3 protein-coding genes are annotated in these 19742 nt (G+C 73.7%); all 3 read left to right on the top strand.

Features of this window, described 5'->3' with window-relative positions; genetic code table 11:
* Positions 1-26: 26 nt before the first annotated feature.
* Complete coding sequence (locus E6R60_RS30430; protein ID WP_136329925.1) at positions 27-10592, top strand: type I polyketide synthase; 10566 nt, start codon at positions 27-29, stop codon at positions 10590-10592.
* Between the two features lie 172 nt (positions 10593-10764).
* Positions 10765-15621: a type I polyketide synthase gene (locus E6R60_RS30425; RefSeq protein ID WP_136329924.1), complete on the top strand. Its 4857-nt coding sequence runs from the start codon at positions 10765-10767 to the stop codon at positions 15619-15621.
* Positions 15622-15670: 49 nt separating this feature from the next.
* Positions 15671-19742, top strand: a 4072-nt coding sequence (locus E6R60_RS30420; RefSeq protein WP_136329923.1) for a type I polyketide synthase, incomplete at its 3' end; no start/stop codon positions are given.

Here is a 19742-nt window from a genome sequence, read left to right as displayed (position 1 = left end):
CGTCATGACACAGGAGGGCATGCTCGGTGAGTAACGAGGAAAAACTTCTCGAGTATCTGCGCCGGGCGACAGCCGACTTGCGTGACATGCGCAAAAGGCTTGCTGCCGCAGAACGCAAGTCCAGCGGCGAGCCGATTGCGATCGTGGGGATGGCGTGCCGTTATCCGGGTGGGGTGGGTTCTCCGGACGAGTTGTGGGATCTGGTGGTGGAGGGCCGGGACGGTGTGTCGGCGTTTCCGGTGGATCGTGGGTGGGATGTGGAGGGGCTCTACGATCCGGAGCCGGGGAAGCCGGATCGTACGGTGACGCGTGAGGGCGGTTTTCTGTACGATGCGGCGGATTTCGATGCCGGGTTGTTCGGGATCTCGCCGCGTGAGGCGTTGGGGATGGATCCGCAGCAGCGGTTGTTGCTGGAGGCGTCCTGGGAGGCGGTGGAGAGCGCGGGGATCGATCCCCTCTCCCTGAAGGGCAGCCGGACCGGTGTCTTCGCCGGCCTGATGTACCACGACTACGCGCTGGGCACCGAGGCCGCCGCCACGACCGCCGGCAGCCTCGTCTCCGGCCGCGTCTCCTACACCCTCGGCCTCGAAGGGCCGTCCGTCACCGTGGACACCGCCTGCTCCTCGTCCTTGGTCTCCCTGCACCTGGGCGCCCAGGCACTGCGGTCCGACGAGTGCTCGATGGCGCTGGTCGGTGGCGTGACGGTGATGCCGACGCCGGACATGTTCCTCTACTTCAGCCATCAGCGGGGGCTGGCGGCGGACGGCCGCTGCAAGTCCTTCTCCGCCGACGCGGACGGCACCGGCTGCTCGGAGGGCGTGGGCGTCCTCATGCTGGAGCGGCTTTCGGACGCCCGCCGGAACGGGCACCCGGTCCTCGCGGTGATCCGCGGGAGTGCCATCAACCAGGACGGCGCCTCCAGCAGCATGACGGCACCGAACGGCCCCTCGCAGCAACGGGTGATCCGTGCTGCCCTTGAGGGTGCGGGACTCACCACCGCGGACGTGGATCTGGTGGAGGCGCATGGGACGGGGACCCGGTTGGGTGATCCGATCGAGGCGCAGGCGTTGCTGGCGACGTATGGGCAGGGTCGCCCGGAGGGTGATCCGTTGTGGCTGGGGTCGTTGAAGTCGAACCTGGGGCATGCGCAGGCCGCCGCTGGTGTGGGTGGGGTCATCAAGGCCGTGCAGGCGATTCGGCATGGCGTGCTGCCGAGGACGTTGCATGTGGATGTGCCGACGCCGCAGGTGGACTGGTCGGCGGGTGCGGTGGAGTTGTTGACGGAGTCGCGGGCGTGGCCGGTGCGGGATCGTCCGCGTCGGGTGGGGGTGTCGTCGTTCGGTCTGAGTGGGACGAACGCGCATGTGATCGTGGAGCAGGCTCCGGTGGTGGAGGAGCTGGAGACGGCCGGTGCGGTCGAATTGCCGGTGGTGCCGGTGGTGTTGTCAGCGCGGAGTGAGGCGGGTCTGTCCGCTCAGGCCGGGAAGCTGCTGGAGCGGGTCGGGGCTTCCACGTCTGTGTTGGATGTCGGGTTCTCGTCGGTGGTGTCGCGTGGGGTGCTGGAGCATCGTGCGGTGGTCGCGGCGGCCGATCGTGAGGAGCTGGTGCGGGGTCTGACCGCGCTGGCCGAGGGCGGGGTTGAGGCCTCGGTGGTGCGGGGGACCGCACGCCCGGCGGGCAAGGTCGCCTTCCTCTTCACGGGGCAGGGCGCGCAGCGGCTCGGTATGGGCCGGGAGCTGTATGAGGCGTTCCCGGTGTTCGCCGAAGCCTTTGATGCGGTTGCCGGGGAGTTGGACACGCGCCTGGGTCGTTCGTTGCGTGAGGTGGTGTGGGGCGAGGACGCCGGTCTGCTGAACGGGACGATGTTCGCTCAGGCGGGCCTGTTCGCGGTGGAGACTGCCCTGTTCCGGTTGGTGGAGTCGTGGGGGGTGCGTCCGGACTTCCTGGTCGGTCATTCCGTGGGTGAGATCGCGGCCGCGCACGTGTCCGGTGCTCTGTCCCTGAGTGATGCTGCTGAGTTGGTGGTGGCTCGTGGTCGGTTGATGCAGGGGTTGCCGGCGGGTGGGTCGATGGTGGCGGTGGAGGCGACGGAGGCCGAGGTCCTTCCGTTGTTGAACGGTGAGGTGGGGATCGCGGCGGTCAACGGTCCGCGTTCGGTGGTGGTCTCGGGTACGGAGTCGGCGGTTGCTGACCTGGTGGGGAAGTTCACGGACCGCCGTACGAGTGTGCTTCGGGTGTCGCATGCGTTCCATTCGCCGTTGATGGAGCCGATGTTGGAGGAGTTCGGGGCGGTGGGGGCGGGGTTGTCGTTCGGCTCCCCGTCGATTCCTGTGGTGTCGGGTGTGTCCGGGGATCTGGCCGAGGACTGGGGTTCGGCGGCGTACTGGGTGCGGCATGTGCGGGAGGCGGTGCGGTTCGCGGACGCGGTGTCGTTCGTCGCGTCGCGGGGTGTGACGTCGTTCGTCGAGGTGGGTCCGGACGGGGTGCTGTGTGGGATGGCACAGCAGTCGGTGGACGCGGAGTCGGCGGTGTTCGTGCCGGTGGTGCGCAAGGGCCGCCCGGAGGTGGTGTCGGCTGTGACGGCGTTGGGCCGTCTGCATGTGGCCGGGGTTGCAGTGGAGTGGTCTCGGTTCTTCGAGGGCTCGGGAGCCCGACGCGTCGACCTTCCGACGTACGCCTTCCAGCGTGAGCGCTACTGGATGGAAGCGGAACTCGGCGGCAACGACCCCGCTTCGCTCGGCCTGGGCACGACCGGTCACCCCCTCCTCGGCGCCGCGGTCACTCTCCCCGGGGCGGACGGGCCCGTGCTGACGGGCCGGCTCTCCCTCGACAGCCAGCCCTGGCTTGCCGATCACCGCATGGGCACGTCCGTCCTGTTTCCCGGGGCGGGCCTGGTCGAACTGGCGCTGTGCGCCGGTGCCCAGGTCGGGTGCGACGTGGTCGACGAGCTGACCCTCCAGTCCCCCCTGGTGCTGCCGCCCCGCGGCGGCGTCCAGATCCGGGTCATGGTCGGGCCCGACGACGGCACCGGTGCCCGTAGCGTCACCGTGCACGCGCGGGACGAGGACGACGAAGCGGGCGACGCACCATGGACGCTGCACGCCGACGGTGTTCTCGTCCCGGACGCGGCCGCCCCCGCCTTTGAAGCCGCCATCTGGCCTCCCGAGGGTGCCACGCCCATCGAACTGGGCTCCGTGTACGAGCAGTTGGCCGCCCAGGGCTACGGCTACGGGACCGTGTTCCAGGGGCTCGCCGCGGCCTGGCGGCGCGAGGGCGAGATCTTCGCCGAGGTGGCCCTGCCGGAGGAGGCCGCCGCGGACGCCGAGCACTACGGTCTGCACCCCGCCCTGCTCGACGCCGCGCTGCACGCCTCACTCGTCGACGACTCCGACGCGCTGCCCGGCGACGAGGGAACGGCGCGGCTCCCCTTCGCCTGGAAGGGCGTCCGGCTCCATGCCGTGGGCGCGGCCCGGCTCCGGGTCAGAATCGCACCGGCGGGCGCCGACGGAATCACCGTGGACGGCGCGGACACGGACGGACGCCCCGTGTTCTCCGTGGGCGCCCTCGTCACCCGGCCGGTGGCTCTCGCGGCCACGGCCGGAACGGCGCAGCACGGGGCCCTCTACTCCCTGCGGTGGACGCCGCTCCCGCCGGCTTCCGCCCCCGCCGCCCCCGACGCCGTCGCCGTGGAGTGGGACGACCGGCACAGCGCTTCCGTGCCCGAGGACGCCGTCCTCGTCTGGGAGTGTCCGCCGCCCGTCGGTGACGTGGTGGCGGGTGCCCACGAACTGACCGCCACCGCCCTCGGCGTCGTACAGGAGTGGCTGACGGACGAGCGGTTCGCGTCGAACAAGCTGCTCGTGGTCACCCGGGGAGCGGTCGCGCTTCCGGGGGAGACCCTCGGGCATCCTGCGGCTGCCGCCGTCGCCGGCCTCGTGAGGTCTGCCCAGACGGAGAACCCCGGACGCATCCTGCTCACCGACACCGACGTGGCCGGTTCCCCGGACGTCGCCGCCCTGTCCGCCGCCGGGGAACCCGAGTCGGCGGTCCGGGAGAGTGGTGTGTGGGTGCCCCGGCTGGTGCGTGCTCCGGCGACCCGCGACTCGGCGGACCGCGCCCCGTTCGGAGGGGACGACGCGACCGTGCTGGTCACCGGGGGCACGGGGACCCTCGGCGCCCTCGTGGCCCGGCACCTCGTCACCGCACACGGCGTCCGGCGTCTCGTGCTCACGGGCCGCCGCGGATCCGACGCACCCGGCGCCACCGCGCTGCGCGCCGAACTGGCGGCACTGGGAGCCGAGGTCACGGTCACGGCGTGCGACCTCGCCGACCGGGAGGCCGTCCGCGCCCTGGTGGCCACGCACCCGCCGACTGCGGTCGTCCACTGCGCGGGTGTGCTGGACGACGCCACCCTCGGCTCGCTCACCACCGGACAACTGGCCCGCGTCCTGGCACCGAAGGTCGACGCGGCCTGGAACCTGCACGAACTGACCGCCCCACTGGACCTCTCCGCCTTCGTCCTCTTCTCGTCCGTCGCGGGCGTCCTCGGCAATCCCGGGCAGGCCAACTACGCTGCCGGCAACGCCTTCCTGGACGCCCTCGCCGTCCTGCGGCAGGGGCTCGGCCTGCCGGGTCAGTCCCTCGCGTGGGGTCTGTGGGCCGATGGTGACGGGATGGCGAGCGGCCTGGCCGACACCGACCTGCGGCGGATGAGCCGGTCCGGTGTGGACCCCCTCCCTCCGGCCCGGGCGCTGGCACTGCTGGACGAGGCCGGGCAGTCGGACGACGCACTGCTCCTTCCGGTCCGCCTCGACCTCGGGGCCCTGCGCACGGCCGAGCCGCCGGCGCCCATCCTGTCCGGCCTGGTACGCCGCAAGGCGCGCGCCGCCTCCGCCGCGCCCGTGCAGCAGCCCCGCTCGGGACTGGCCGCCCTGGAGCCGAAGGACCGGCAGCGGGCGCTGCTCGCACTCGTACGGGACCGGGTGGCCTCCGTACTGGGGCACGGCTCGGCTGCCGACGTGGAGCCCGACCGGGCGTTCACCGAGATCGGGTTCGACTCCCTCACCGCGATGGAGCTGCGCAACCAGCTCGCCTCAGGGACCGGGCTCAGGCTGCCCGCCACCCTGGTCTTCGACCACCCCAGCGCCCGTGCCGTCGCCGGGCACCTGGACACGCTGCTCGCGGGCGCCGGGAGCGTCGCCGCGGCCACCGCGGTAGCCGCGCGGCCCGTCGACGACGACCCCGTGGTCATCGTCTCCATGGCCTGCCGCTATCCCGGCGGGGTGCGCTCGCCCGAGGACCTGTGGCGACTCGTCGACGACGGGGTCGACGCCATCACCGAGTTCCCCCGGAACCGGGGCTGGGACCTGGAACGGCTCTACGACCCCGACTCCTCCCGGCCCGGCACCTGCTACGTGCGCCATGGCGGATTCCTGCACGACGCCGCCGACTTCGACCCCGGCTTCTTCGGGATCAGCCCGAACGACGCGCTGACCAGCGACCCGCAGCACCGGCTGATGCTGGAGGTGGCGTGGGAGGCAATGGAGCGGGCGACGATCGATCCCCTCTCGCTCAAGGGCACCGCGACCGGGGTCTTCACCGGCACGATGTACCACGACTACGCGGGCAACAGCGCCGCCGGTTCGCTGGGACCCGGCCGCGTCTCGTACACCTTCGGCCTCGAAGGGCCCTCGCTGGCCGTCGACACCGCGTGCTCGTCGTCCCTGGTCGCCCTGCATCTGGCCGCGCAGGCCGTCCGCTCGGGGGAATGCGGGCTCGCCCTCGTCGGCGGTGTGACCGTCATGTCGACCCCCGAGACGTTCATCGAGTTCGCCCGGCAGCGCGGCCTGTCCCGCGACGGCCGTTGCCGTTCGTTCTCCTCGGCCGCCGACGGTGCGGCCTGGTCCGAGGGCGCGGGGGTGCTCGTGATCGAGCGGCTCTCCGACGCCCGCCGGAACGGCCACCCGGTCCTGGCCGTCCTGCGCGGCAGCGCCGTCAACCAGGACGGGGCCAGCAACGGCCTCATGGCCCCCAACGGCCCGTCCCAGCAACGCGTCATCCGGCAGGCACTCGCGAACGCGGGGCTCGGCGCCGCCGACGTGGACGCGGTCGAGGCCCACGGCACCGGGACCACGCTGGGCGACCCGATCGAGGCGCAGGCCCTGCTCGCCACGTACGGCCAGGGCCGCCCCGACGGCCGGCCCCTGTACCTGGGGTCGATCAAGTCGAACATCGGGCACGCCCAGGCCGCCGCGGGCATCGCCGGCGTCATCAAGATGGTCGAGGCGATGCGGCACGCGACCCTGCCGAGCTCGCTCCACCTGGACGAGCCCTCGGCCCAGGTCGACTGGGAGGCGGGTGACGTCGCCCTGCTGACGGCGGCGCGACCCTGGCCGGAACTAGGCCGTCCGCGCCGCGCCGGAATCTCGTCGTTCGGCATCAGCGGCACCAACGCCCATGTGATCATCGAGTCGCCCGCGGCCGAGCAGACGGAGCAGGCAGCGCAGCCCGCCGGCCCCGGCACCCCCGAGCCGAGTGCTCCCGTGCCGTGGCTCCTGTCGGCCCGGGACCCCGAGGGAACGGCCCGCCAGGCCGGCCGGCTGCTGGCCCATCTGGAGGCCCGGCCCGGCGCCCACGCACTCGACGTCGCCCTTTCCCTCGCCACTACCCGCACCCCCCTGGAACTGCGCGCCGCGCTGCTGGTCACCGACCGGGAACAGGCCATGCGCGACCTGGCCGTCCTCGCGGACGGCGGTACCACCGCCTCACCCGTGGCCGCCCAGGACACCGGCAGCACCGGCGGCGGACCCACCGCGTTCCTCTTCTCCGGCCAGGGCTCCCAGCGCCTCGGCATGGGGGAGCGGCTCCACCGCGCCCACCCCGTCTTCGCACAGGCCTTCGACGAGGCCGTCGCCGCGCTCGACGCCCACCTCGACCGGCCGCTCGCCGCCGTCGTCCGCGACGACGAGGCCGCCCTGAACCGCACCGGATACACGCAGGCCGCTCTGTTCGCCTTCGAGGTGGCTCAGTTCCGGCTCCTGGAGTCCTGGGGCGTCCGCCCCGACTTCCTCGCCGGTCACTCCATCGGCGAACTGGTGGCAGCCCACGTCTGCGGCGCCCTGTCGCTGCCGGACGCCGCACGCCTGGTCGCCGCCCGGGGCCTGCTGATGCAGGCGCTGCCGGAGGGCGGGGCCATGGCCGCACTGCGGGCGAGCGAGGACGAGGTGGCACCGCTCCTCACCGGCGACGTCGCCGTCGCCGCGGTCAACGGCCCCGAATCCGTCGTCGTGTCCGGTACGGCCGCCGCCGTACGGGCCGTGACCGACCACTTCGCGGCGCTGGGCCGCTCGGTCAAACCGTTGCGGGTCTCGCACGCCTTCCACTCGCCGCTGATGGAGCCCATGCTGGCCGACTTCTCGCGCGCGGCCGCCGGGATGACGGTGAGTGAGCCGTCCGTCCCGCTCGTTTCCACCCTCACCGGACGCGTCGTGACGGCCGCCGAACTCGCCGACCCGGCTCACTGGGTGCGGCACGTACGGGAAGCCGTACGGTTCGCCGACGCCGTACGCACCCTCGACGAGGCGGGTGTCACCACCTACCTGGAGATCGGCCCGGACGCGGCGCTGTCCGCCCTCGGTCCCGCCTGCCTGCCCGAGACGACCGCCGCCGCGTTCCTGCCGCTCTCCCGCCGCGACCGCGACGAGGCGACCGAGCTGGTGAGAGCCCTCGCGCTCGCCCACGTGCGTCATGTCCCCGTCGACTGGGCGCAGTTCTTCGCCGGGAGCGGGGCCCGCCGCATCGACCTGCCGACCTACGCGTTCCGCCGCGAACCGTTCTGGGCGCTGCCCGAACGGGCCGGGGCCGACCTCGCCGCCGCCGGACTCGGCGCGACGGACCACCCCCTGCTCGGCGCGGTCGTCGCCCTCCCCGACGGGGGCGCTCTCCTGACCGGCCGGCTGAACCGTGACGAACTGCCCTGGCTCGACGACCACGACCTGCTCGGGACGCCCGTCCTGCCCGCCGCAGCCTTCGCCGATCTCGCCCTGAGCGCCGGGACGGAAACGGGCTGCGCCCGCCTCGACGAGCTGACGGTGACCGCCCAGTTGCCGCTCGCCCCCGGCCCCGGCACCGCCCTCCGGGTCACCGTCGGAGCGCCCTCGGACGACGGCCGCCGTACGGTCGACATCCATTCCAGGACCCAGGGAGCGCGGCCGGAGGACGAGGACGCGGCCTGGGTCCGGCACGCCCGGGGCATCCTCGCCCCGGCCGCCGCCGACCCGGCCGGGAGCACCACGGCCTGGCCCCCGCCCGGCGCGAACCCGGTGGACCCGGACACCCTCTACGACCGGCTGTTCGCCCTCGGCCACGGACACGGCCCGGCCTTCCGCACCATCGCCGCCGCCTGGCGGCTCGGGGACGAACTCCTCGCCGACGCCGTGATCGACGAGGAGACGGCCCGCCGGCAGGGCGCGCCGCACCCGGCCCTGCTCGATGCCGCGGTCCAGCTGGCCCGCTTCGGCGCCCTGCCCGAAGGCGCGCAGCCGGACGACGGCGCGCCGCTGAGCCCCGCCGTCTGGACCGGCGTACAGGTGCACCGCACCGGCGCCACCGCACTGCGGATACGCGTCCGGCCGACCGGCCCGAACCAGGCGTCGTTCGCCCTCGCGGACGGCCGGGGGCGGCCCGTCCTGACCGCCGCGGACGTCGCCTGGAAGCCCGTCACCCGGGCCGAACTGACCACCGGGGCCCCCGTGGGCGCGCTGTACCGGCTGGAGTGGGCGCCCGCGCCCGTCGACATCGCCGACCTCGGCTCCAGGACCGCCGTCCTGGCCGCCGCAGGCCCCCTCGACGACCCGCGGACCGGCCTCCCCTTCCCGGCCTTCGACCCGCGCGACCCCCAGGAGGGGGACGCCCCCGACTTCGTCCTGCTGCCCCTGCCCGCCCCGGCCGGCGACGTGCCGGAAGCCGTGCGTACGTACAGCGCCGCAGTTCTGGCGCACCTGCGGGACTTCCTCCGCCACGCGCCGGAGACGGGAAGGACCAGGCTGGTTTTCGTCACCCGGCACGCCGTCGCGGCAGGGGACGAGGCGCCGGACGTACGGCACGCGGCCGTGTGGGGTCTCGTCCGGGCGGCACAGAGCGAACACCCCGGGCGGTTCGTCCTCGCCGACGTGGACGGGCTGGACGACTCCGCGACCGCACTCCCGGACGCGCTCGCCACCGGGGCCGAAGAACTCGCCGTCCGCGGCGGCACCGTACTCGTCCCGCACCTGGTCCCGGCGGAACCGGCAGCCGAAGCGCTGACCCTCGCGGCCGGGGGCACGATCCTCGTCACCGGCGGGCTCTCCGCGACGGGCGCCGCGCTGATCCGCACGCTCGTCACCGGACACGGCGCGACGCGTGTCCTGATCGCCTGCGGGGAGACCGCACCCGGAGCGGCGGACACGCTCACGGACGGCACCGGTGCGGAACTGGTCATCAGCGACTGCGACCCCGCCGACCGCGCCGCGCTCGCCGCCCTGCTGGCCGGCCTTCCCGAGGGCGCCCCGCTCACCGCCGTCGTCCACACGGGCCCCGCCGGGGGCAGCGCCCCGATCGGCGAACGCACCCCGCACCTCCTCGACGAAGCACTGCGCCGCCACGCCGACGCCGCCTGGAACCTCCACGAACTGACCGCAGACCTCGACCTGCCGGCCTTCGTCCTGCTCACCTCGACCCACGGTCTCGTCCACGGAGCCGGAGAAGCCCACCACGCAGCCGCGCACACGTTCCTGGAGGCCCTCGCCCGGCACCGGCGCACCCTCGGCCTCGCCGCGACGGCGGTCGCCACCGGCCCCGTGGGCGAGACCGTCCCCGGGCTTCTGCCGCTGACCGCCGAGCGCACCGCGGCCCTCCTCGACGACGCGCTGCGCACCGCGACGGCCGCCCCGTTCGCCCTCCACCCCGACCAGGGCGCCCTGCGCAGCCCGGCCCGCCACCTGCCACCCGTCCTCGGGACACTCGTGCGCACCCCCGGCCGCACCGGAAGCCGTCCGGGCGCCGGCCCCTCCGTCGCCGCTGAACTGCACCGGCGCCTCGCCGGCCGGAGTGAGGAGGAAAGGAGCCGCATGCTGCTGGACGTGGTCCGCTCCCACGTGGCCACCCTGCTCGGCCACCCGACTCCCGAAGCGGTCGGCGCCGACCGGGCTTTCCAGGATCTCGGCTTCGACTCCCTGGCAGCCGTGGAGCTGCGCCGCCGGCTCGGCAGCGCCACCGGTCTCAGCCTCCCCGCCAGCCTCGTCTTCGACCATCCGGACTCCCGTGCCGTCGCGGCCCACCTCACCGGCCTGCTGGGCGACGGCTCCGGGGAACAGGACGCCTCCGACGACCTGTTGGGCATGCTCGACCGACTCGACGCGAGCCTCACCGCCGCCCGGCCCGACGCCGGATCCCGCCCGCGCATCACCTCCCGCCTGGAAGCGCTGCTGCGCCGCTGGCAGGACGCCCACGGCGAGGGCGCCGGCGGCACGCGGCCGGAGGACGACGACGCACTCGACTCGGTCACCGACGACGAACTGTTCGACGTCCTGGACCAGGAGATCGGCCTCCTGTAGCGACCACCGACACGGCCGCCGGACCGTGGCCGGCCCCTCCCCGCCACAGGCCCGCCGGACCGACGAGAGCCCTCCGCCCCGTTACACCCCCACCCGTTCGCAAACCCGCCGGTCACGGCACCGGTCCCGCCCGGCACGGCCGACACCCGCACCGAGATTGGTTGAGGTACAGATGGCAACCCAGGACAAGCTTCGCGACTACCTCCAGCGGGCCACCGCCGACCTGCGCCAGGTGAAGCGCCGGCTGCGCGAAGCCGAGGCCCGGGACCACGAGCCGATGGCGATCGTCGGCATGAGCTGCCGCTACCCCGGCGGTGTGACCTCCCCCGACGAGCTGTGGGAACTCGTGGCCGACGGCCGGGACGGCATCTCGGCCTTTCCGGTCAACCGGGGCTGGGACGTGGACGGGCTGTACGACCCCGAACCCGCCACGCCCGGACACACCTACGCCCGCGAGGGCGGCTTCCTCCACGACGCCGACCGGTTCGACGCCGACTTCTTCAAAATGAGCCCCAAGGACGCCCGCGAGACCGACCCCCAGCAGCGCCTGCTGCTGGAGACGTCGTGGGAGGCCCTCGAACACGCCGGAGTGGACCCCCTCTCGCTCAAGGGCTCCCTCACCGGAGTGTTCGCCGGTGTCGTCTACCACGACTACGCCACCGACGGCGGCACCGGCGGCCTGGCCAGCGTCGCCTCCGGCCGTATCTCGTACACCCTCGGACTCCAGGGACCGGCCGTCACCGTCGACACGGCCTGCTCGTCCTCCCTCGTCGCCCTCGACTGGGCGGTCAAGTCGCTGCGCACCGGCGAGTGCGACCTGGCCCTGGTCGGCGGAGTGACGGTGATGGCCACCCCCACCTCCTTCGTGGGCTTCAGCCAGGAACGCGGCCTCGCCCCCGACGGCCGCTGCAAATCCTTCGCCGCGGCCGCCGACGGCACCGGCTGGGGCGAAGGCGTCGGCATGCTCGTCGTCGAACGGCTCAGTGACGCCCGGCGCCGGGGACACCGGGTGCTCGCCGTCGTCCGGGGCAGCGCCGTCAACTCGGACGGGGCCAGCAACGGCCTCACCGCACCCAACGGCCCCGCACAGCAGCGACTGATCCACCAGGCGCTGGCCGCCGCCCAGCTGACCGCCGACCAGGTCGACGCGGTCGAGGCCCACGGCACCGGGACCACGCTGGGCGATCCGATCGAGGCGCAGGCCCTGCTCGCCACATACGGCCAGGGCCGCCCCGCCGACCGGCCGCTGTGGCTCGGCTCGGTCAAGTCGAACATCGGGCACGCCCAGGCCGCCGCAGGCGTCGGCGGAATCATCAAGATGGTGCAGGCCATGCGGCACGGCATCCTGCCCCGCACCCTGCACGTGGACGGTCCGACGCCGAAGGCCGACTGGTCCGCGGGCAACATCTCCCTGCTCACCGAAGCCATGGCCTGGCCCGACCTCGGCCGTCCGCGCCGTGGCGCCGTCTCCGCCTTCGGACTCAGCGGCACGAACGCCCACGTCATCCTCGAAGAGGCGCCCGCGGCCGACGACTCCGGAACACCGGCCCCACCCACCGTGACGGCCGCGCTGATCCCGCTGCCCTTCTCCGGCAAGACCTCCGAAGCCCTCGCCGCGCAGGCGGGCCGCCTCCTCGCGCATATGGAGGCGCATCCGGAGGAGTCGTTGGTGGATGTCGGATATTCGCTGGGGACGACGCGTGCGGTGCTCGACCACCGTGCGGTGGTGGTGGCCGCGGACCGTGAGGTGGCGGTGCGGGCGCTGTCGGACCTGGCGGCGGGACGGGAGTGCGGGGAGGCCGCGACGGCGGCGGGCTCTTCCACGGAGGGCCTGACGGCGTTCCTCTTCACGGGGCAGGGTGCGCAGCGACTGGGGATGGGCCGCGGACTGTACGAGGCGTTCCCGGTGTTCGCGGAGGCCTTTGACGCGGTGGTGGGTGAGCTGGACGCCCGCCTGGGCCGGAGTCTGCGTGAGGTGGTGTGGGGCGAGGACTCGGAGCTGCTGAACGGGACGATGTTCGCTCAGGCCGGGTTGTTCGCGGTGGAGACGGCGTTGTTCCGGTTGGTGGAGTCGTGGGGTGTGCGGCCCGATGTGGTGGCCGGGCATTCGATCGGTGAGGTGACGGCCGCGTACGTGGCCGGTGTGCTGTCGCTGGCCGATGCCGCCGAACTCGTCGTCGCGCGTGGCCGGTTGATGCAGGCCTTGCCGGCCGGCGGGGCGATGGTGGCGGTGGCCGCCTCGGAGGCGGAGGTGCTTCCGCTGCTGGGCGACGGGGTGGGGCTGGCGGCGGTGAACGGTCCGTCGGCGGTGGTGGTGTCGGGGGAGGAGAAGGAGACGCTGGCGCTCGCGGAGCACTTCGCGGGTCTGGGGCGCCGGACGAAGCGGCTGAGCGTGTCGCACGCCTTCCACTCGCCGCTCATGGAACCCATGCTCGACGCCTTCCGGGACGTCGCCGCCCGGATGACGTACCACGCGCCTCGGCTGCCCGTCGTCTCCAACGTGACCGGCCGGCTCGCCGGACCCGATGAGCTCACCTCGGCCGACTACTGGGTCCGCCACGTCCGCGAAGCGGTCCGTTTCCACGACGGCGTACGCGCCCTGCACGCCGAAGGGGCCCGTGTCCTCATCGAGATCGGTCCCGACGCGGCACTCACCCCCATGGCGGCGGACTGCCTGGCGACCGACGACGGCGCCCTGTGCGTCCCCGCCCTGCGCCGCGCCCGCGACGAGGAACGCACGCTGGTCACCGCCGTGGCCCAGGCCCACGCGCACGGCACTCCGGTCGACTGGGACGGCTTCTTCGCGGGCCGGGGCGCCCACCGGGTCACGCTGCCCACCTACCCCTTCCAGCGCCAGGGCTACTGGCTGGAGCGCCCCGGGACCCAGGAGGCCCCCGACAGCGCGGCGGACCCCGCCGGAGCCGCCTTCTGGGAGGCCGTCGAACGCGAGGACGTCACCGCCCTCGCCGACCGGCTCTCCGTCGCCGAGGGCGCACTCGGCGAGGTCCTGCCGGCGATGGCACGCTGGCGCCGGCTCCACCAGGAGAGGTCGGCTCTCGACAACCTCCGCTACCGCGTCATCTGGCAGCCCGTCACCGCACCGGCCGCCACCGGCCCGGTACTTGACGCCCCCTGGCTCGTCGCCGTCGCCGAAGGCCAGGCCGAGACCGCCACGGTCACCGCGATCCTGGCCGCACTCATCGAACGCGGCGCATCCCCCCACGTCATCGAGACGGTCCCCGGCCAGAGCCGGGCCGACCTGGCCGCCCGGCTCGCCGCACAGCCCGCGGCCGGCGTCCTGTCCCTGCTCGCGTTCGACGACCGCTCCGAGCCCGCGCATCCCCACCTCACCCGGGGCCTCACGGCCACCGTCACCCTCGTGCAGGCGCTCGCCGGCATCCCGGACGCCCCGAGGCTGTGGTGCGTCACGCAGTCCGCCGTCGCCGCCTCCCGCTCCACGGAGCTGACCGCCCCGGAACAGAGCCCGTTCTGGGGCCTCGGCGGCGGCCTCGCCCTCGACCACCCCGACACCTGGGGCGGTATCGCCGACCTCCCGGCCGAGCCGGGCCCGGACGATCTGCACCGCCTCTGCGACCTGCTCTCGGGCGCCACCGGCGAGGACGCGGCGGCCCTGCGTTCCGGCGGGATCCTCGCCCGTCGGCTGGTCCGGGCCCCGCTGGGCGACCGCACTCCGGTCCGGGCCAGCCCGTCGCACGGCACCGCGCTGATCACGGGCGGCACCGGCGGCCTCGGCGCGCACGTCGCCCGCATGCTCGCCGCCGACGGCATCGCGCACCTGCTGCTCCTCAGCCGGCACGGAGCCGCGGCCGAAGGGGCCCGCGCCCTGGCAGCCGAACTGGAGGCGTCCGGCACCCGGGTGACCCTCGCGGCCTGCGACGTCACCGACCGTGCCGCACTGGCCCGGGTCCTCGACGCCGTACCCGAGGACCTGCCGCTGACCACCGTCGTGCACGCGGCCGGTGCCATGCAGCGCATGGCACCGCTCACCGAACTGACCGAGGACGAGTTCGCCGCCGTCGGCCATGCGAAGGTCACCGGGGCGCGGCACCTCGACGACCTCCTGGGCGACCGCCCCCTCGACGCGTTCGTGCTCTTCTCCTCGGGAGCCGCTGTCTGGGGCAGCTCCGGGCAGGCCGCCTACGCGGCCGCCAACGCCCACCTCGACGCCCTCGCGCACCACCGCCGCGCCCGCGGACTCACCGCCACCTCCGTGGCCTGGAGTTCCTGGCAGGGCGGCATGGTCGACGCCGAACTCGCCGCCGTGATGGAACGCATCGGCGCCCCCGCGATGGACCCCCGCCTCGCCATCGGCGCGCTGAAGCAGGCGCTGGAGCACGACGAGAGCCACCTCGTCGTCGCGGAGTTCGACTGGTCCCGCTTCGCCCCCACGTACACGCTCGCCCGATCCCGCCCGCTGCTCGACGCGCTCGACGACGTGCGGCAGGTCCTCACCGCGTCGCCCGACGCCGCCGCCTCCGACGCGGACGATCTGATGAAACGGCTCGCCGGCCTGTCCGCCGCCGAACGCGGGCGCGCCCTGCTCGACCTCGTCCGCACCCGCGTCGCGACGCTGCTCGGTTACGACGCCCCCGCCCACCTCGACCCGCAACGCGCCTTCGAGGACCTCGGGTTCGACTCCGTCGCCGCCGTGGAACTGCGCCAGGCCCTGACCGCCGCCACGGGCGCCCAACTGCCCGCGACACTGGTCTTCGACTACGCGACCCCCACCGCGCTCGCCGACCACCTGCACACCCGGCTCTTCCCCGACAGCGACGACACCGCGACGCCGGTCCTCGCGGAGGTCGACCGGTTCGAGGAACTGGTCGGGTCGCTGGACCTCGAGGAGATCCGGAGCAGCCGCATCACCTCGCGGCTCCAGACCCTCCTCGACACGCTGAACACCCTTCAGAGCGGCGAAACGGGGGTGGCCGCCGTGCGGGACTCGCTCGACGAGGCGTCCGCCGAGGACGTCCTCGCCTTCATCGACCAGGAACTCGGCCTCGCCTGACATGGGCACGCTGCCGTCATCTGACCCCAAAGGACTCGGTGAGACCGATATGGCCAACGACGAGAAGATCCTCGACTACCTCAAAAAGGTGACCGCCGACCTGCACCGCACCCGGCGCCGCCTGCAGGACACCGAGGCCGCCGCGCAGGAGCCCATCGCCATCGTGGCCATGGCCTGCCGCTTCCCCGGCGGGGTGACCACGCCCGAGGAGCTGTGGCAGTTGGTGGCCGAGGGCCGCGACGCGGTATCGGGCATGCCGGACGACCGGGGCTGGGACCTCGATCAGCTCATGGGTGAGGACGCCTCGCAGCCGGGCACCAGCTACGTGCACCAGGGCGGGTTCCTCGAGGGCGCGGGCGACTTCGACGCCGGGTTCTTCGGCATCAGCCCCATGGAGGCGGAGGCCACCGACCCGCAGCAGCGTCTCAGTCTCGAAGTGGCCTGGGAGGCCTTCGAACGGGCCGGAATCGACCCGGAGACCGTGCGCGGAGGCCGCGTCGGCGTCTACATGGGATCCGGCATCCAGGACTACGGCGACTTCCCCGAAGGCGTACCGGAGGCCGTCGAGGCCTACATGGCCACCGCACGGGCCGCATCCGTCATCTCCGGCCGCATCTCGTACACCTTCGGCCTCGAAGGCCCCTCCTTCACCGTCGACACCGCCTGCTCGTCGTCGCTCGTCGCCCTGCACCTCGCCGCCCAGGCCCTGCGCCAGGACGAGTGCAGCCTCGCCCTCGCCGGCGGCGTCATGGTCATGTCCACGGCCGCCCCCTTCGTCGCCTTCAGCAAGCAGCGCGGCCTCGCACCCGACGGGCGGTGCAAGGCCTTCTCCGACAGCGCCGACGGCACCGGCTGGTCGGAGGGCGCGGGCATCGTTCTGCTGGAGCGCCTGTCCGACGCCCGCCGCAACGGGCACCCCGTCCTCGCCGTCCTCCGCGGATCGGCCATCAACTCCGACGGAGCCTCCAACGGCCTCACCGCCCCCAGCGGCCCGTCGCAGCAGCGCGTCATCCGCCAGGCCCTCGCCAACGCACGCGTGCCCGGCGCCCACGTCGACGTCGTCGAGGCCCACGGCACCGGCACCACACTCGGCGACCCGATCGAGGCGCAGGCCCTGCTCGCCACGTACGGCCAGGACCGCACCGCCGAACAGCCGCTCAAACTCGGCTCGTTCAAGGCCAACATCGGTCACGCCCAGGCCGCCGCCGGTGTCGGCGGAGTCATCAAGATGGTCATGGCGCTGCGCAACGGCCTGCTGCCCAGGACCCTGCACGTCGAGCAGCCCTCCACCCACGTCGACTGGACCGCCGGCCACGTCAGTCTGCTCACCGAGGCCGAGCCGTGGACGCGCCAGGGCCACCCGCGCACCGCGGGCGTCTCGGCGTTCGGACTCAGCGGCACCAACGTCCACCTGATCCTCCAGGAGGCACCGGACCCGGAACCCGCGGACGCATCCGGCGGCACGGGCGCGGTCACAGGCGCCGGTGCGGTCACGGACCTGACCGGGGGAGAGGGAGCCGCGGCCACGGACGGCCGGACGCTCCCCTTCGCCGCACCCGCCGCCCCCGTCACGCCGTACCTCCTGTCCGGACGCAGCGCCGCGGGGCTGCGCGCCCAGGCGGAGCGGCTGGCCTCCTTCGTACGGGACGGAGCCGGCGCCACCGCCCGCCCCCAGGACCTCTCCCACGCCCTGATCGCCACCCGCACCGCGCTCGAGCACCGCGCCGTCGTCCTCGAAACCGGAACCCCCTCGGGTGCCGACGCCGAAGCCTACGAGCCCACCCCCCTGCTCACCGGCCTCGACGCCGTCGCGGCCGGAGGCAAGGCGCCGCACGTGGTCCGGGGCACCGCCACCGGCCCCGCCCAGGTCGCGTTCGTCTTCCCGGGCCAGGGCTCCCAGTGGGTCGGCATGGCCGTCGAACTCCTGGCGGACTCGCCGGTGTTCGCCGAGCGGATGCGCGAGTGCGCCGACGCGCTCGCCCCCTTCACGGACTGGGACCTGCTCGACGTGGTCCACCAGCGCCCGGGAGCGCCCACCTTCGACGAGGTCGACGTCGTCCAGCCGGTCCTGTGGGCCGTCATGGTCTCCCTCGCGGGCCTCTGGCGCGCCTGCGGTGTGGAGCCGGCGGCCGTCGTCGGCCACTCCCAGGGCGAGATCGCCGCTGCCTGCGTCGCCGGGGCCCTCTCCCTGGAGGACGGCGCTCGCGTCGTCGCCCTCCGCAGCAGGATCATCCGCCAGGACCTCGCCGGACGCGGCGGCATGATGTCGGTCGCGCTGCCCTCCGCGGAGGCCGAGACGATCATGCGCGGCTGGGGCGACCGGCTCCAGATCGCCGTGGTCAACAGCCCCGCCTCCACCGTCGTGTGCGGTGAGACGGAAGCCCTCGACGAGCTGTACACCCACCTGGAGGCCCAGGGCGTGCAGGCCCGCCGGATTCCGGTGGACTACGCCTCCCACTCGGTGTTCGTCGAGGAGATCCGCGACCGCCTCCTGGCCGAGATAGCCGACGTGAAACCGCGCCCGTCCGCCACGACCTTCTACTCCCCGGTGACCGGAGGCCCGCTCGACACGACCGCCCTCGACGCCGGCTACTGGTACGAGAACCTGCGCCGCACCGTGCGCTTCGAGGACACCACCCGAGCCATGCTCGACGACGGTTTCACCCTCTTCGTGGAAGCCAGCCCCCACCCGGGTCTCTTCATCGCCCTCGGCGAGACGATCGCCACGACACCGGCAGCCGCCACCGCCGTCGGATCGCTGCGCCGTCACAGCGGCGACCCGGCCCGGTTCGCGCTGTCGCTGGCCGAGGCCTACGTCCACGGCGCCCCGGTCGACTGGAGCCTCTTCCACGCCACCGCCCCCACGACCCGCGTGGAGCTTCCGACCTACGCCTTCCAGCGCGAGCGCTACTGGGTCACCGCCCCCACCGGCGCGGGCGACGTGCTCACCGCAGGACTCGAACCGGCCGGCCACCCCCTGCTCGGCGCACGGGTCCCGGCTCCGGACACGGACGCGCTCAGCCTGACGGGCCGCCTGTCCCTCGCCACCCACCCGTGGCTCGGTGACCACCGCGTCGGCGACTCCGTGTTCTTCCCAGGCACCGGCCACGTGGAGCTGGCCGGCTACGCGGGTGATCAGGCCGGCTGCCCGGTCCTCGACGAGCTGACCCTGGAGGCCCCTCTGACCGTCCCCGAGCGGGGCGGAACGGCGGTACGCGTCACGGTCGGCACGGCAGGCCCCGACGGCCGGCGCCCGGTCACCGTGCACGCCCGTCCGGAGGACGGCGACCAGCCGTGGACCCGGCACGCGACCGGCGTCCTCGCGCCCGAGACCACGACCCGGGGCGCCAGTGGTCCCGAGGACACCGCCTGGGCTTCCGGGGCATGGCCGCCGGCCGGTGCGGAGCCGGTGGACCTGGAGGGGTTCTACGAGGGCATGGCCGAGGAGGGGCTGCGGTACGGGCCCGCCTTCCGCGGTCTGAGCGCGGCCTGGCGCTCCGACGGCGACCTCTACGCCGAGGCCGTCCTGCCCCCCGCGACGCCCGCGACCGACTTCCGGCTCCACCCGGCGCTGTTCGATGCGGCGTTGCACGGGGTGGCGTTGTCGGGTGCGGTGGGTGAGGGTGCCGCGTTGCCGTTCGCGTGGTCGGGTGTGTCGTTGGGTGCGGTGGGTGCGTCGGTGGTGCGGGTCCGGGTGTCGGTGGTGGGTGAGGGCCGGGTGTCGGTGGCCCTGGCCGACGCGGGCGGCGCGACGGTGGCGACGGTGGATTCGCTCGTGCTGCGCTCCCTGGGCGGAGAGCGGCGGGCGGTGGCCGCGTCGGGTGTGGCGGGTTCCCTGTTCGGGGTGGACTGGCCCGAGGTCGTGCTGCCGGAGGCCGGAGCCGTCGACGGTGTCGCGGTGGGGCGTTGGAGCGATGTGACGGCGACTTCGGGCGAGGTGCCGGATGTGGTGGTGTTCGAGTCGTTGAGGGGTGGGGGTGGGGTGGGTTCTGCTGGTGGTGTGCGGGATGCGGTGTGTGAGGTGTTGGGGGTGGTGCAGGAGTGGTTGGGCGATGAGCGGTTCGCTGGTGCGCGGTTGGTGGTGCGGACGTCGGGTGCGGTGGCGTTGCCGGGTGAGGGTT

The sequence above is a fragment of the Streptomyces sp. A0642 genome (genome assembly GCF_004795105.1).
Taxonomy (GTDB): domain Bacteria; phylum Actinomycetota; class Actinomycetes; order Streptomycetales; family Streptomycetaceae; genus Streptomyces.
Note: the sequence above shows the minus strand (reverse complement) of the source record. Positions and strands in the feature narration are given on the sequence as shown.

Bases quoted from the DNA above. Each gene is read 5' to 3' on its own strand.
- E6R60_RS30425 (WP_136329924.1), top strand. From the start codon at position 10,765: ATGGCAACCCAGGACAAGCTTCGCGACTACCTCCAGCGGGCCACCGCC.